The 14,306-nt window shown below is 70.8% G+C and carries 14 protein-coding genes; 9 read left to right on the forward strand and 5 right to left on the reverse strand.

Annotation, left to right across the window (positions count from 1 at the left end):
- Positions 1-5: 5 nt before the first annotated feature.
- On the reverse strand, positions 6-1,043 hold the full coding sequence (locus tag ACIBK0_RS45855) for an ABC transporter ATP-binding protein (RefSeq protein ID WP_399094527.1): 1,038 nt from the start codon (positions 1,041-1,043) through the stop codon (positions 6-8).
- A 125-nt stretch (positions 1,044-1,168) separates the two neighbouring features.
- On the opposite strand from ACIBK0_RS45855, the gene ACIBK0_RS45860 reads away from it, so the two are divergent.
- Both ACIBK0_RS45860 and ACIBK0_RS45865 read left to right on the forward strand, forming a co-directional pair.
- Positions 1,169-1,975 carry a FadR/GntR family transcriptional regulator gene (locus tag ACIBK0_RS45860; protein WP_399094564.1) on the forward strand — a complete coding sequence of 269 codons (807 nt, stop codon included), beginning with the start codon at positions 1,169-1,171 and terminating at the stop codon, positions 1,973-1,975.
- A complete protein-coding gene (locus ACIBK0_RS45865) occupies positions 1,932-2,711 on the forward strand; it encodes a hypothetical protein (protein ID WP_399094530.1) in 780 nt (259 codons plus the stop codon). Before ACIBK0_RS45860 ends, ACIBK0_RS45865 begins: the two co-directional genes overlap by 44 nt.
- A 53-nt stretch (positions 2,712-2,764) precedes the next feature.
- Here ACIBK0_RS45865 and ACIBK0_RS45870 read toward each other — a convergent pair whose 3' ends face one another.
- Complete coding sequence (locus ACIBK0_RS45870) at positions 2,765-3,421, reverse strand: hypothetical protein (protein WP_399094533.1); 657 nt, start codon at positions 3,419-3,421, stop codon at positions 2,765-2,767.
- Positions 3,422-3,666: 245 nt separating this feature from the next.
- Between ACIBK0_RS45870 and ACIBK0_RS45875 the strand changes: the two genes are divergently transcribed.
- From ACIBK0_RS45875 to ACIBK0_RS45890, 4 genes are read left to right on the forward strand one after another with little or no spacing between them, the layout of a single operon-like run.
- Positions 3,667-4,323, forward strand: coding sequence for a helix-turn-helix domain-containing protein (locus ACIBK0_RS45875; protein WP_399094536.1), 657 nt, complete (start codon positions 3,667-3,669; stop codon positions 4,321-4,323).
- 32 nt (positions 4,324-4,355) lie between these two features.
- Complete coding sequence (locus ACIBK0_RS45880) at positions 4,356-4,886, forward strand: toxin-antitoxin system, toxin component (RefSeq protein WP_399094567.1); 531 nt, start codon at positions 4,356-4,358, stop codon at positions 4,884-4,886.
- A 13-nt stretch (positions 4,887-4,899) separates the two neighbouring features.
- Positions 4,900-6,135 (forward strand): MAB_1171c family putative transporter, encoded by a 1,236-nt coding sequence (locus tag ACIBK0_RS45885; protein WP_399094539.1) that lies wholly within the window; start codon positions 4,900-4,902, stop codon positions 6,133-6,135.
- Complete coding sequence (locus ACIBK0_RS45890) at positions 6,119-7,597, forward strand: FAD-dependent oxidoreductase (RefSeq protein WP_399094542.1); 1,479 nt, start codon at positions 6,119-6,121, stop codon at positions 7,595-7,597. Before ACIBK0_RS45885 ends, ACIBK0_RS45890 begins: the two co-directional genes overlap by 17 nt.
- 75 nt (positions 7,598-7,672) lie before the next feature.
- Here ACIBK0_RS45890 and ACIBK0_RS45895 read toward each other — a convergent pair whose 3' ends face one another.
- On the reverse strand, positions 7,673-8,716 hold the full coding sequence (locus tag ACIBK0_RS45895) for an alpha/beta fold hydrolase (protein ID WP_399094545.1): 1,044 nt from the start codon (positions 8,714-8,716) through the stop codon (positions 7,673-7,675).
- Between the two features lie 239 nt (positions 8,717-8,955).
- On the opposite strand from ACIBK0_RS45895, the gene ACIBK0_RS45900 reads away from it, so the two are divergent.
- Positions 8,956-9,192 (forward strand): hypothetical protein, encoded by a 237-nt coding sequence (locus ACIBK0_RS45900; RefSeq protein WP_189190971.1) that lies wholly within the window; start codon positions 8,956-8,958, stop codon positions 9,190-9,192.
- A 116-nt stretch (positions 9,193-9,308) separates the two neighbouring features.
- On the opposite strand, the gene ACIBK0_RS45905 is transcribed toward ACIBK0_RS45900, so the two are convergent.
- Together ACIBK0_RS45905 and ACIBK0_RS45910 are read right to left on the reverse strand one after the other, a co-directional pair.
- On the reverse strand, positions 9,309-9,998 hold the full coding sequence (locus tag ACIBK0_RS45905; RefSeq protein WP_399094549.1) for a 4'-phosphopantetheinyl transferase: 690 nt from the start codon (positions 9,996-9,998) through the stop codon (positions 9,309-9,311).
- Positions 9,946-10,854, reverse strand: a complete 909-nt coding sequence (locus tag ACIBK0_RS45910) for a metallophosphoesterase family protein (RefSeq protein ID WP_399094552.1) — start codon at positions 10,852-10,854, stop codon at positions 9,946-9,948. Before ACIBK0_RS45910 ends, ACIBK0_RS45905 begins: the two co-directional genes overlap by 53 nt.
- A 298-nt stretch (positions 10,855-11,152) precedes the next feature.
- Between ACIBK0_RS45910 and ACIBK0_RS45915 the strand changes: the two genes are divergently transcribed.
- Both ACIBK0_RS45915 and ACIBK0_RS45920 read left to right on the forward strand, forming a co-directional pair.
- On the forward strand, positions 11,153-12,358 hold the full coding sequence (locus ACIBK0_RS45915; RefSeq protein WP_399094555.1) for an ATP-grasp domain-containing protein: 1,206 nt from the start codon (positions 11,153-11,155) through the stop codon (positions 12,356-12,358).
- Positions 12,359-12,470: 112 nt separating this feature from the next.
- The gene (locus ACIBK0_RS45920; RefSeq protein ID WP_399094558.1) at positions 12,471-14,168 is read left to right on the forward strand and encodes a carbohydrate binding domain-containing protein; all 1,698 of its coding nucleotides are present in this window, start codon (positions 12,471-12,473) and stop codon (positions 14,166-14,168) included.
- Positions 14,169-14,306 lie beyond the last annotated feature (138 nt).

Here is a 14,306-nt window from a genome sequence, read left to right on the forward strand (position 1 = left end):
GGGGGTCAGCGGGGGTCGGGGACCTTGAAGGTGTGGCGGCGGTGCCACTGGAGCCGGACCCGGGCGCCGCGGTAGGCGGCGACGTCCTCGGAGGAGGTCTCCAGGTTCTGCTGGAGCGCGGTGAGGCGCCCTCCCGCGTCGAGGTCCACGAGGAAGCGGGTGGCATCCCCGAGATAGACGACCTCGGCGACGGTGCCGGTGGCGGTGGAGTGCTCCGGCTCGTCGGCCTCGGCGGACTCCTTGAGGACCCGGATCTTCTCGGGCCTGATGCTGTACGTGCCCGGGGCGCCGACGACCTGCCGCGCGGACTGACCTTCGAGCAGGTTGGACGTGCCGACGAAGCCCGCGACGAAGGGGGTGGCGGGCCGCTCATAGATCTCCGCCGGGGTACCGACCTGTTCGATGCGGCCCTGGTTGAAGACGGCGATGCGGTCGCTCATCGTCAGGGCCTCCTCCTGGTCATGGGTGACGAAGACGAAGGTGATGCCGACCTCGCGCTGGATCGCCTTGAGTTCGACCTGCATCTGCTCGCGCAGCTTGAGGTCGAGAGCGCCGAGCGGTTCGTCCAGGAGCAGCACGCGGGGCCGCCCGACGAGGGCGCGGGCGAGAGCGACGCGCTGGCGCTGGCCTCCGGAGAGCTGGCCGGGGCGCCGCTTGCCGAAGCCCTCGAGGCGAACGTCGGCGAGCGCCTTGCGGGCCCGCACCAGCCGCTCGGGCTTGGGCACTTTGCGGACCTTGAGTCCGTAGGCGACGTTCTGCTCCACGGTCATGTGCGGGAAGAGCGCGTAGTCCTGGAAGACGGTGTGCACGTCCCTCTCGAAGGGGGCGAGCCCGGTGACCTCCTGTCCGGCCAGCTCGATCCGGCCGGAGGTGGGGCCCTCGAAGCCCGCGATCATGCGCAGGACTGTCGTCTTTCCGGATCCGGACGGGCCGAGCATCGAGAAGAACTCGCCGTCGGATATATCCAGGTCGATCCCTGCCACCGCGGTCGTCTCGCCGAATGACTTCCGCAGATCCCGCAGCCGGATCGCGCTTCCCTCCATGGACGGGAACCTTTCTGGTGCACTCTTACGTTGATCGGAAAGATATGAAGTCATAGTTCAAAGCTCAAGACCCCCTTAAGGTAAAGGTTGAGTCATCGCACAAGGTGGTAGCCGTGAAGCAACAGATGGACGGTGGTACCCGGAGGGCCGTCTTCACTCCGGTTGACAATCGGGCGCGAGTGGAGACGGTCGTCCGCAGGCTCGGCGATGCCATCGAGCTCGGACTGCTCGCGGACGGGGAGCAGCTGCCCGGCGAGATGGAGCTGGCCGGACAGCTCGGAGTGTCCACGGTGACCCTGCGCGAGGCGCTGATGGCCCTGCGGCAGCAGGGTCTGGTCACCACCCGCAGGGGGCGCGGCGGCGGCAGTTTCGTATCGCTCCCCGAGGTCCCCGGCGAGGAGCGGCTGAAGGCCCGGCTGGCCGGCTGGAGCACCGAGGAGCTGCGCGATCTGGGCGACCACTGGGCCGCGGTGTCCGGCGCGGCGGCCCGGCTGGCCGCGCAGCGCACGGAACCGACCGATCTTCAGCAGCTGCGACGCACCCTCGAGGAGCTGGCGTCCGCCGAGGACGGGGCGGCGCGCAGCCGGGTCTACGGCCGCTTTCATGTCGAGCTCGCCGCCGCGGCCCAGTCCGCCCGGCTGACCCGTGAACAGGTCGCGCTCCAGACCGAGCTGGGGGCGCTGCTGTGTCTCGTGCTCGGGGACGACGAATATCGTGAAGAAGTCGCCGACCGTCACCGCTCCGTAATCTCGGCCGTGCAAGATGGGGCCCACGATTCGGCCAGAGCGCTGGCCGAGCGGTGCGTCCAGGATTCGACGGCGCGGCTCATCGCCCTCCGCCTCGCCATGCCGCGCACCGTGTCCGGTCCCCGTCCGCTGGAGGGCACCCATGAGCAGGAGCCCCGGCCCGGTCGGCGCCACGGCGACGCTTGACGCGACACCGGAGGCGGCCGTCGCCACCCAGGTCCGCTGCACGCTGGAGGCCGTGTTCGACGCGGTCGCCGAGACCCGGGCCGATACGGCGGCCCTGCTCGCCCGGGTCGCCGCGCAGGGCCGTCGACCCGCGACCGTGGATCTGGCCGCACTGCGCCCCGGTCTCCATCTCCGGCTCGCCCGACAGGAGTTGGTGTCGGGCGTCGGGTTCGTCGCGGCGCCGGGGCTGCTCGGTGACGTACCGGCGTGGCTGGAGTGGTGGCAGACGGGCTCCGACGGGGACGTACGGCCGCTGCTGCTCGACCTCGATCCGCGGCACTCCGCGTACTCCGACTACACGCACTGGGACTGGTTCGCCCTGCCCCGCGACACGGGGCAGCGCGCGGTCGCCGGGCCCTATGTCGACTACCTCTGCTCCGACGAGTACAGCCTGACGCTGTCGGCCCCCGTCGAGCTGGAGGGCCGGTTCGTGGGAGTCGCCGCGGCCGACGTGTATCTGCGGCACTTCGAGGCGGCAGTCGTCCCGCTGCTGCAACGGCTGCCGGGAGCCGCCCACTTGGTGAACGCGCGCGGGCGGGTGGCCGCGTCCGCCGACCCGGCCCATCTGGCCGGATCGCTCACCAAGGGCCCGGACTTCGGGGCCGTCCTGGCGGCGGCGCGCAGCGCGCGCTTCGAGGGGATGCGGCTGGTTCCGTGCGAGGGTGTTCCGCTGGTGCTCGTGGTGCCGGCCGACTGAACCTCGTGGGACGGTACGGCCGGGCGCCTCGTCGGACGGTACGGCCGGCGGGCTCAGACCGCCCGCAGCTCCGCCGCGCCATTGCGGGTCTTGCGCGCCTTGCGTGGTCCGGCGGTCGCGTTCCGCGCCCCGCGCAGGACCAGCGTCATCCGCGTATAACCCATGTCCTGAAGGGTCTTGGGGGTGTCGTCGACAATCCGGCAGTGCGTGCTGCCCCAACGCGGGTCGGGATGCACCAACGGGCGTACGGCGCCGTCGTGCTCGACGCCGCCCGGGCCGACCGCGCGGATCCAGTGCGGCAGTCCGTGCCGGTAGGCCGCCTCCATGATGGGGTCCTGGGCGATGTCCCGGCGGATCGACTGGAGTCCACGGTCCTGGCCGTGCCGCTCCACGGCGGCCGCGAAGTGGGCCAGCATCGGAAGGCACCAGCTCGACTCGTGTTCACCGAGAACGGTGCTCGCATCGGGATGGAACAGAACGAACCGGAGGAAGTTGTCGCCGGGCATGGCCGTGGGGTGGGGGCCGACGCCGTCGAAAAGTGTCTCGAACGCGGCGTTGGACAGAACGACGTCCCAGCGGTGGTCGAAGACGACGGAGGGGAACGGCACGGCCTCCAGGAGGGCGGCGTAGTCCTGGAGATACGCCTGCGCTTCGAGACTCTCGGGGACAGGTCGCGGCTGGGACCGCTGCCTTCCTGCCTGGTACGCCATCGGGAGGTCACCCCTCTTGCCTCTGCGGCCTTCACGCGGCGCCCCGATCCTGCTGCCCAGGCAGTAGTCGTGTCAACTATCGTGGCATTTGGCGCCCGTTGACGGCCGAATCTCGCCACAGTTGTGGCGAGACCTGGATGTGAGTTCGAGCGAGGGGCTAGTCTCCGGGTGGTTCCTGACCTTCGTGTCCGGATGGTTCCTGACCTTCGTGAGAGAGACCTGAGAGAGACGTAGGAGATCTGTCGGTGACGGATGGCTTCGAAGTTCCGGGCGCCACGGCGACGGTTCTGCTGCAGGCCGTCGGGGCCCGGGTCACCGCACTCGCCGACCGGCTCGGTGTGGAACATGCCGAAGTCTTCGACGTCAAGCGCCTGTCGGCCGAGTCCGGCGTCCCCGAACCCGTGGTGAAGGCTCTGCTCACTGGCCACCCCGCCGGGGAGCCCGATCTGCAGGCCCGTTTCCTGCAACGCCTGGACCTGCTGCGCCGCACCCGGCTCAAGCCCAACGGACGCCGGTACACCCAGCAGGAGATCGCCGACGGCGCCGGGATGTCGCGGCAGCAGGCAGGGGCGCTCATCAATGGCGACCGGCGGCCCACCATGGAGCACTGCGACGCCATCCAGCGCTTCTTCCGGGTGCATGCCGGGTTCCTCACGGCCGAGGACTCCGAAGCGCTCGTGGGTGCCCTGCAGCGCTCGGAGCAGGAGCTCCTGCAGCGACTCGCCGACCGCGAGCGCGCCGCGGCCACGGTCGCGGACGACCCGCTGGAGCGGCTGCTCCTGGACCACGGCGTCCGCGGAATCGCCTGGCGGGCCGCGCAGTTGCCCACCGACCAGCACCGGGACAAGGTCGCCGAGTGGCTGGACATGCTCCTGGAGAGCGTCAAGCGGCCCGAGTCGTGAGCCGGGGGAGAACTGTGGGCATCGGAAGGGACATGCGCCGCCTGTGCGGCGAGTTGGTCGCGGAGCTCTCGCTCCCGGCGCCGGCGGAACCCGCCGACCTCTACGCGGCGCTGTGCGACGCGATGAGCAGACGCCGTGGCCGTCCCGTCCAGTTCCGTACGGCCGCGTTCCCGCCGGGCACCGCCAGCGGGCTGTGGCTCGACATGGCCGAGCAGGACCTCGTCGTCATCGAGGAACGCACCGCGCCCGACCACCAGTTGGTGATTCTCGGCCACGAGCTGTGGCACATGAAGGCCGGGCACTGCAGTCACCACGTCGAGGGCGCGGCCGTCGCGGCCCGCTTATTGAGCGACAGCGCGGATCTGCAGGCGACCGTACTGAAGGTGGCCGCGCGCACCCGTTTCGACCTCGCCGACGAGAAGGAGGCCGAGAGCTTCGGTCTGCTGCTCGCCAGCAAGTGCCGTACCTGGCTCGCCGGTTCGTCGCTGCGCGGGCCGGTGCAGCGGGAGGGTCTGGCCGGCCGTATCGAGGCGTCCCTGGGCTACCGCGGCCCGCAGGGCTGAAGGTCTCGAGGACATGGACGGATCGAGCTACTACTTCCCTGCCGTCGCCATGGGCGCCGCCATCGCCTTCAAGGGGCCCGCCCTGATCCGCGGCTGGCGCGACCCGCTGATGCGTTCCGTGGGCGTGCTCCTGGCGCTCGCAGGCCTGGTGTTCCTCTTCGCGGCCCCGCCGACCATCGCCGAGGTCAATGAACTCACCGGGGTCCCCAACATCTCGGCGCCACTGGTCTATTGCCTGCTCAGCGCCTTCAGTGCGTCCTGTCTTGTGCTGATCATCAACTGGCGTGGCGGGCCGCCCGAGGTGACCCGCCGGCTCTCGCGCCGCTGGATCGCCGGGTACAGCGTGGTGGGCGTGGCGCTGATCGTGTTCTTCGCCCTGGGAGACGCCCCCGAGGAACGTCTGCGGGACCTCGACACCTACTACGCCAACACCCCCTTCATCCGCGAGATGATCGTGCTCTATCTCGTGTCGCTCACCGTCGCGGGCGTCGCGATGAACGTCATGTGCTGGCGCTGGGCGGTCCAGGTGCACGGCTGGCTGCGGGCCGGCCTGCTGATCATCGCGTTCGGCTCGCTGTGCAACATCCCTTACGCGGCGGCCAAGTTCACCGCCGTGGTGGCCCGCTGGAACGGCGGGAACCTGGACGGCCTGAGCACCAATGTGGCGCCCGTGCTGGCCTCCGTCGGGGCACAGATCACCGCGGTCGGCTTCTGTGTCCCGCTGGCCTGCCAGCGCCTCGGGGACAGCTGGAACACCTGGTCGACGTACCGCAGGCTCGGGCCGCTGTGGCGCGAGCTGAAGACGGTCTCCACGCACCAGGACCGGGCGGTGCGGATCTCCTGGTGGTCCCCCGCCGAACTCCAGGTCACCCAGCGGGAGTCCGACATCCACGACGGCATGCTCAGCCTGTACCCCTACTTCGACTCCGGGGTGCGCACCCACGCCTATGACGCGGCCGTGGCGGCCGGTTCCCCGCCCGCCCAGGCGCAGGCCGAGGCGGACGCGGCGATGGTGACGGCGGCGGTGCGGGCCAGGGCCGCCGATCCCGAAGGCAGGGTCATCAGCTCGGCGGAGGCAGCCACCGCCGCGCCGGCGGCGGATGGATCCGCCGCCGCGTACGCGTACACCGATGGCCCGCGCGACCTCGTGCGGATGTCCATCGCGCTGCGTCAGTCACCCGTCGTCGCGGCTGCCCGAGGGCAGGCCCCGACCAGGTCAGAGAGCGACTTCCATGAACGAACCAGCTAGCGCCTCCCGGGACTCGGCTTCACCGGACAGATCCGCCGACGCCGCACACCATCCATCGCCGGGCGGGGCCGCCCGGCAGGCCGTCGTCGTCGGCGGTGGGCTGGCCGGTCTGCTGGCCGCGGCCGCCCTGCACGAGTACGCCGACGTCACCGTCGTTGAGCGCGACGCGCTGCCCGAAGGGCCCGAGCCGCGCAAGGGCCTCCCCCAGGCCCGCCACGCCCACCTGCTGTGGTCCGGCGGCGTCCGCGCGATGGAGGACCTGCTGCCCGGGGTCACCGAGGCCTGGCTCGCCGCGGGCGCCCGGCGCATCCCGCTGCCGACCGGCCTCGTCTCCCTGTCGGCGCAGGGCTGGCTTCGGCGCTTTCCCGAGATGCAGTTCATGATCGCCTGCAGCCGGGATCTGCTCGACTCCGTCCTGCGCGCGCAGCTCGCCAAGAAGGAGCGCGTCACCGTTCTGCAGCGCACCGAGCTCCTCGGCCTGGAGGGCGGAGCCTCCCGGGTGACGGGCGTACGGGTGCGGACGCACGAGGGCGAGGAGCTCGTCCTGGACGCCGATCTGGTGGTGGACGCCTCGGGGCGCGGCTCACGGGCGAGCACCTGGCTCGACGCGCTGGGCGTGCCCGCGGCGCCGATGGACGAGGTGGACTCCGGCCTCGCGTACGCCAGCCGGATCTTTCGCGCGCCCGCGGGCACCGAGGACTTCCCCGTGGTCAACGTGCAGCCCGACGCGGCGCAGCCGGTGCCGGGCCAGTCCGCGACGATCGTGCCCATCGAGGGCGGCCGCTGGCTGGTGACGCTCTCCGGCACGCGCGATGGTCAACCGACCGATTCCGCCGAGGAGTTCAAGACGTTCGCGCGCGGCGTCAGACATCCGGTCGTGGGTGAGCTGATCGCGCCCGCGGAGCCGCTGACGGACGTCGTGCTCAGCCGCAGCACGGTCAACCGGCGGCGCTTCTTCGAGAAGGTGAAGGACTGGCCGGAGGGGTTCGTCGCACTCGGCGATGCCGTCGCCACGTACAACCCGGTCTACGGGCACGGCATGTCGGTGGCCGCGCAGGGCGCCGTGGCGCTGCGCGGGCTCGTGGCGGAGCACGGGCTGAGGGCACCGGGCCTGGCGCGGCGGGCGCAGCGTGCGGTGTCCCGGCCGGTTTCCGTGGCGTGGGACCTCGCGACGGGCACGGACATCCGCTACCCGGGAGCGATCGGCAAACAGCCCGGGGGCGCGCAGAATCTGCTCGGCCACTATGTGAACCGGCTCATGCTGACGGCGACCGGACGCCCTCTGGTCACCCAGGCCCTGCTCACCGTGATGACGCTGTCCGGGCCGCTCCCCGCTCTCTTCAAGCCCGAGGTCGCCTTCGCGGTACTCCGCGGTCCACGGCGCCCGCCGCTGGCCGAACCGCCGTTCACGGACGAGGAACGGGCCCTGGTCCGCACCGAGGAGTCACCCGCCAGAGGCTGACACCGCATCGTGGGAGCGAGTGGACCTCAGAGCCGGTGTCACATCCCTGGCCGGGCGGGGATGCGACACCGGCTCTCACGTCGCACTGCGTTTGCTCGCCTCCCGCAGGTCCCGTTCCACCGCGCGGTTCTGGGCGGTGTCCGGTCGGCCGGCCGCGGTGCCGGGGCGGCCGGCACGCAGCAGCTCCCGCCAGTGCTCGCGGCTCCAGTCGGCGGGGTGGGTGGTACCGGTGAACTCCTCCACCAGGGCCAGGAAGCGGGCCGGGTCGCTGTGGAAGGGGAAGTGGCCGGCGCCCTCGAAGATCTCCAGGCGGCTGCCCGGCATCGCCTGGTGGGCCCGATAGGCGTGGCGCACCGGCACCACGCTGTCCCGGTCGCCCCAGAGCAGCATCGTGGGCATGCCCTCCGTCAGATAGCAGCGGTCGAGCATGGTGACCGCCTGGCCGCGCCAGTCGACCACGGCGCGCAGGGTGCGGATGAAGGCGCTGCGGGACGTCGCGTCGGGCAGCGCGTCGACGAGGGTCAGCAACTCCGGTGCGTCCTGGCCGAGATCGGTGTCTAGAAGTCTCATCAGGCAGGCGAACAGCCCCACTTGGAAGCGCATTCCGGGCAGCCGCAGCATGGACAGCATGAGGTGCGCGCCGGGCAGCGAGACGGCCCGCAGTACGGGGTTGACCTCGCCCCCGACACCGCCCGCGCTGACCAGGATGAGCCGCTCGGTGCGCTCGGGGAACTGGTAGGCGAACTGCATGGCGACTCCACCGCCGAGCGAGTGCCCGACCAGGGTGGCGGACTCGATGTCGAGCGTGGCCAGCAGATCGCGTACCCCGTTGGCGTACGCGGCCACCGAGTAGTCGGCCCGCGGTTTGTCGGAGGCCCCGTGGCCGAGGAGGTCGGGCGCGATCACCGTGTGGGTGCGGGCGAGATCGGGGATCAGCTCCGCCCAGGTCGCCGAGGAGTCGCCGATGCCGTGGATCAGGACGAGCGCCGGGCCCTCGCCCGCCATCCGGTAGGCGCGCCAGTAGCCGTGCACGACGCGGTGGTGCAGGCGCAGTTCCCCGTCGCCCACCGAGCGCAGCCGAAGAGTGCGCCGCGGACGCCGAGGCGGTACGTCGACCACGGGCCCACCTCCCGTTCACCGGCCGCCGTGAAGGCGGACCCCAGCTTCTCCTTCCAGCCTAGGGCCACGGTCCCACAAGGGATTTCCGTGAGGTTTCGCCTCCGCTAAGCGGGCGAACCGGCGGACACCGAAACGGGATTGTCAGTGGCAGACGGCAAGCTGGAGTCACGTACCGCCATGCACCACTCCTTGTACCGCCATGTACCGCTTCGACAAGCCGACCCGGGGAGAGCCGTCCGATGCCGACCGCCGTACTGACCGACCACGAACGCGCCGCCGTGCAGGCCTACCTCCGTCTCCTGCAGACCGTACGAGCCGCCTTCGACAGCCCGCCGGACGGGCGCCGACCACCCATGGTGCCGCCCGCCGCGCTCGCCGAGGCGGAGCGCGCACTGGCGGCGGCCGGGCTCGCGGGCAACGAGGAGGCGTTCTTCCGCCTGCTGCACACCTGGTGCCCGGAACCGACTCAGGCGTGAGACACGACGATCAGGACCGGACTCCGGCGTGCAGCACGACAATCACGACCGGACTCCGGCATCCGGCACAGCGCCACCGCCGGACTCCGGCGTGCGGCACGGCGCCCAGGGCGTACTCAGGCGTGAGGCACCGTGACCACCGTCGCGACCAACCCTCGCTGGACGGTCCAGCGGCCGTCGAAGGCTTCGACGCGCTCGCCGTCCACCAGCGGTCCCGGCACCAGGAGTCGGGCGTGGAAGCGCCCTGACCGGACGGGGCCGCCGGACGTGGGCCCCTGGACGATGTCGATGTCCGCCTCGGAGAAGTCCAGCCACTTCTTGGTCAGCGGGAACCACGCCTTGTACACCGACTCCTTGGCGCTGAACAGCAGCCGGTCCCAGTGGATGTCGGGGATCTCGGCGCCGAGCCGGTCGAGTCGGCCCACCTCGGTGGGCAGGGCGACGGCGTCGATGACCCCCGCCGGGAGCGCCAGGTGGGGTTCGGCGTCGATGCCGAGGGAGGCCAGATCAGTGGCTCGGGCGAGCGCGGCGGCGCTGTAGCCGTCGCAGTGCGTCATGCTGCCGATCAGGCCCGACGGCCACTGCGGCGCTCCGCGTTCGCCCGGCAGCACGGGCCCCGGGGGCACCCCGAGCTTCTCCATGGCCCGCCGGGCGCAGGTACGCACGGCGGTGAACTCGCGGCGCCGCTTCTGCACGGCGCGCGTCAGGAGCGCCTGCTCCTCGGGGTACAGGGTCGCGCCGTCGGCCCCGTCGTCACCGTAGCTCTCCACGGCCACGACCGACTCCGGGAGCAGCTCCTCCATCACCGGCTCCGACCTCCATCGGCAGAATGCGGCGCAGCGTGCCCGGCGTTCCCGGTCGTCTGCGCCATTCGCGGGGGTAACCCACCGAGACCTCTTCGAAGCGGACGCCCTCGTGCCAGGTGGTCCGCGGGATGTGGAGATGACCGTAGACCATGGCCTCGACACGGAACCTGTGGTGCCAGTCGGCGGTCAGCGTGGTGCCACACCACATCGCGAACTCGGGGTAGCGCAGGATGTCCGTCGGGTGACGGTCCAGCGGGTAGTGATTGACCGGGATCGTGGGCAGATCGTCCGGCAGTTCGGCGAGCCTGCGCTCGGTCTCGGCGACCCGGGCCCGGCACCAGGCCTCGCGGCTCGGGTAGGGGTCGGGGTGCAGCAAGTGCTCGTCGGTGCAGATCACCCCGGTTCCGTGGGCATAGGTCAGCCCCTGGTCCTTGGTCACGCAGCCCTGCGGCAGGAACGAGTAGTCGTAGAGGAGGAAGAGCGGCGCGACGACCGCCGCGCCGCCTGGTCCGTCCCAGACCGGATAGGGATCCTCGGGCGTCGTGACGCCCAACTCCCGGCACAGAGCCACCAAGTGCTCGTAGCGGGCGACCCCACGCAGCTCCACCGGGTCCTTCGGGTGTGTCCACAGCTCGTGGTTTCCGGGCACCCAGATCACCTTGCGGAAGCGGCCGCTGAGCGTCTCCAGGGCCCATCGGATGTCGGCGACGACCTCCCCGACGTCTCCGGCGACCAGGAGCCAGTCGTCATCCGTCTCGGGGCGCATCTTCTCGACGATGGCGCGGTTCTCGGCGTATCCGATGTGCAGATCGCTGATGGCCAGCAGATTCCCGTGACCGCTGCCTGTCGACCGCACCCGTGACACCCCCGAAGAAGACGAATGGAAACACAAGAACACATCCGCCCCCCACGGGACAAGAACGGCCCGCCGCCGACCCGGCCCGCTTCGGTTCCCGGCGTCCATGACCTCTTGTCGAGCACTTCCGAAATCCGTAACACGCCCGTAGCAGCGCACGGGCCCCACGCCCCCTATGATCGCCCCAACACGGCCGCCAGGAACCTCCTTTGGCATACGGCGGCTTGGTGTTCCTCCCACTCCCCTGGCCGGGCACGGCCCGCTCCGCCGTGCCCGCGAACCGTGAAAGGTGGCCTGCATGGGCTCTCGCGTACGCGTCTGGCTCAACCGCACGTACGCGGAGAACGTGTTCTTCATGGATCAGCTGCGAAGTAATCCGCAGCATCGCGCGGTCGAGATCCATGCCACCCACGGCGACCCCGACTCTCCCGTGCTGGCCGCCGCCGACGTGGCCTCCATGGAGCCCGAGGGGCTGTCGCCCCGCGCGTATGTCGAGTACGCCCTCGACCACTGCGCTCGCCACTGCATCGACGTGTTCGTGCCGGTGCTGCACCAGGCCGCCGTCGTGGCGCAGCGCGCCGAGTTCGCCGCGGTCGGCACGGCACTGCTCGCTCCGCCCACCGAGGCCGTGGCCGTCTTCCAGGACAAGGTCACCGCCTACGAGGCGGTCCGGGAGGTGGGCGTGCCGGTGCCGCCGTGGTGGCGGGTGCGCTCCGCGGAGGAGCTGGTCGCGGCGGTCGAGGCGCTGGAATCCGCGGGCCACAAGGCGTGCTTCAAGCCGGCGGCGGGGGCGGGCGGGGTGGGCTTCCGCGTGATCACGCGCGCCCCCTTCTCGCTCATGCACCTCAACGGATTTCCCAGCCCGTACGTGCCGCTGGATCTGGTCGTGGACGCGCTGCGCGACGCCGACCACCCCGTCGACTGGCTGGTGATGCCGCGCCTGGAGCAGCCGGAGGTGTCCGTCGACTGCCTCACCGGGCCCGACGGGCGGGTCCGCATGGCGGTGGGCCGCACCAAGAACGGGCGCCGCCGCGGGTTCACCCTCCACCCCTCGTGGATCGAGCCCGCGCGGCTGCTCGCGGAGGCCTTCGGACTGCACTATCTGACGAACATCCAGTTCCGCATGTATGGCGACGAACCGGTCCTCATGGACGTCAACACCCGTCCGGCGGGCGGACTGCACCAGCTCGCGCAGTGCGGCGTCAACGCCCCTTGGGCCGCAGTGCAGTTGGCACTCGGCGAGGAGACGGGCGAGGTGGTTCCGCCGTTCCTCGGGCAGGACTACACCGTCGTCTCGGGCCCCCGTCCGGTACGCGCGGTGTCGCTGCCGCGGCAGCGGACCGACACACCCGCGGCCCCGCTGCCCGACACGTCCGCGGCCTCGCTGCCCGACACGTCCGTGGCGACACTGCCCGCCGTGCCCGCGTCGGCCACGGAACCCGCACCTTCTCCCGCCACGGAAACCGCACCCGCCACCGCCACCGCGGCCATCGCACCGGCCTGACCGCCCCCCTCACCTACCGGTCTGGACCAATTCCCGCTCAGCGTCTTGACAGCGAGATTGGTCCATACCAACTTGGTTGCGCACCTCTCAGCACTCCCGAACACCCCCATTTATGCAGGGAGATCGCGTGCGCATCACACACCTCAGACGTTCCAGACATCGCTTCTTCGCTCTGCTCGGCACCGCCGCCCTGGCCCTGGCCGGGGCGGTCGCCCTGCCCGGTACGGCCCAGGCGGCCAACATCCTGACCAACCCCGGCTTCGAGTCGGGCAGCCTCTCCCCCTGGACCTGCACCGGGAACCTGGGCTCGGTCGTCTCCAGCCCCGTCCACGGCGGCTCCAAGGCCCTTGCGGGTGCGGCCAGTTCGAGCGACAACGCCCAGTGCAGTCAGACCGTCTCGGTCCAGCCGAACACGACGTACAGCCTCTCCGGCTGGGTGCGCGGCAGCTACGTGTACCTGGGCGTGGACGGCGGTGCCTCGACCTGGACGACGTCCCCTTCGGCCTACAGCCAGCTGACCGTCTCCTTCACGACCGGTGCCTCGCAGACCAGCGCCAAGATCTATGTCCACGGCTGGTACGCGCAGGGCACCTACTACGCCGACGACATCAGCCTGGACGGGCCGGGCGGCGGCGGCTCCGACACCCAGGCGCCGACGGCTCCGACGAACCTGACCTCCACCGGCAAGACCTCTTCCAGCGTGTCGCTGTCGTGGGGCGCGTCGAGCGACAACGTCGGCGTGAGTGCGTACGACATCTACAGCGGCTCGAACCAGGTGCTCAGCGTGTCGGGCACCAGCGCCACGGTCAGCGGGCTGTCGCCGAGCACCGCCTACACGTTCACCGTCAAGGCGCGGGACGCGGCCGGGAACACCTCGGCGGCCTCCAACTCCGTGAGCGTCACGACGAACGCGGGCGGTGGCGGCACCGGCTTCAAGCAGGCGGCTCCCTACCTCTACCTCGGCTGGGGCGATCCGCCGAGCGCGACCTCGGTGATGAGCTCGACCGGGATCAAGTGGTACACGATGGCGTTCATGCTCGACTCGGGCGGCTGCAACCCCGCCTGGGACGGCAGCAGGCCGCTGACCGGCGGCAACGACCAGACCGTCATCAACCAGATCCGTTCCGCGGGCGGTGACATCGTCCCGTCGTTCGGCGGCTGGCAGGGCAGCAAGCTCGGCGCCAACTGCTCGTCGGCGAGCGCTCTCGCCGGTGCGCTGCAGAAGGTGATCGACGCCTACAGCCTCAAGGCGATCGACATGGACATCGAGAACACGGACGAGTTCGAGAACGAGGCCGTCCAGGCGAAGATCCTGACCGCGCTGAAGACCGTCAAGGCCAACAACCCCGGCCTCAAGACGATCGTCACCTTCGGCACCTCGACGACCGGCCCGACCTACTACGGAAACCGGCTCATCGAGCAGGCGCAGTCGCTGAACGCGGGCATCGACGTCTTCACGATCATGCCGTTCGACTTCGGCGGCGGCTCCGACATGTACGGCAACACCGTCAACGCCACCGAAGGTCTCAAGACCAAGCTGAAGTCGACCTTCGGGTGGGACGACGCGACGGCCTACTCCCACATCGGCATCTCCGGCATGAACGGTCTGTCCGACCAGCAGGAGAACACCACCCCGGCGATCTGGACCCAGATCAGGGACTGGGCGAACTCCCACCACATCGCCAGGCTCGCCTACTGGGCGGTCAACCGCGACCGGCCCTGCCCCGGCGGCGGCGTGGTGAGCAACTGCTCCGGTATCAGCCAGAGCAACTGGCAGTTCACCTCCATCACGGCCGGCTTCACGGGCTGAGGTACGGCTGACGGCACGACCATGCGGTGGGGGGGGCGGGGCGCGCCCCCGCGCCCCCCCCCCCCCCCCGCCAACCCCCGGTCCCCGGCGGGGCTACTAAAGAGGTGAGGACGACGCCGTCCGAGGGGAGCACCCCGC

Origin of the sequence: Streptomyces sp. NPDC050564, from assembly GCF_044457265.1 — a bacterium.
Classification (GTDB): domain Bacteria; phylum Actinomycetota; class Actinomycetes; order Streptomycetales; family Streptomycetaceae; genus Streptomyces.

Coding starts and splice junctions, on each gene's coding strand:
- ACIBK0_RS45880 (WP_399094567.1), top strand. CDS start 4,356: ATGCGCCGCCTGTGCGGCGAGTTGGTCGCGGAGCTCTCGCTCCCGGCG.
- ACIBK0_RS45865 (WP_399094530.1), top strand. CDS start 1,932: ATGAGCAGGAGCCCCGGCCCGGTCGGCGCCACGGCGACGCTTGACGCG.
- ACIBK0_RS45920 (WP_399094558.1), top strand. CDS start 12,471: ATGCAGGGAGATCGCGTGCGCATCACACACCTCAGACGTTCCAGACAT.
- ACIBK0_RS45885 (WP_399094539.1), top strand. CDS start 4,900: ATGGACGGATCGAGCTACTACTTCCCTGCCGTCGCCATGGGCGCCGCC.
- ACIBK0_RS45860 (WP_399094564.1), top strand. CDS start 1,169: ATGGACGGTGGTACCCGGAGGGCCGTCTTCACTCCGGTTGACAATCGG.
- ACIBK0_RS45915 (WP_399094555.1), top strand. CDS start 11,153: ATGGGCTCTCGCGTACGCGTCTGGCTCAACCGCACGTACGCGGAGAAC.
- ACIBK0_RS45870 (WP_399094533.1), bottom strand. CDS start 3,421: ATGGCGTACCAGGCAGGAAGGCAGCGGTCCCAGCCGCGACCTGTCCCC.
- ACIBK0_RS45890 (WP_399094542.1), top strand. CDS start 6,119: ATGAACGAACCAGCTAGCGCCTCCCGGGACTCGGCTTCACCGGACAGA.
- ACIBK0_RS45855 (WP_399094527.1), bottom strand. CDS start 1,043: ATGGAGGGAAGCGCGATCCGGCTGCGGGATCTGCGGAAGTCATTCGGC.
- ACIBK0_RS45900 (WP_189190971.1), top strand. CDS start 8,956: ATGCCGACCGCCGTACTGACCGACCACGAACGCGCCGCCGTGCAGGCC.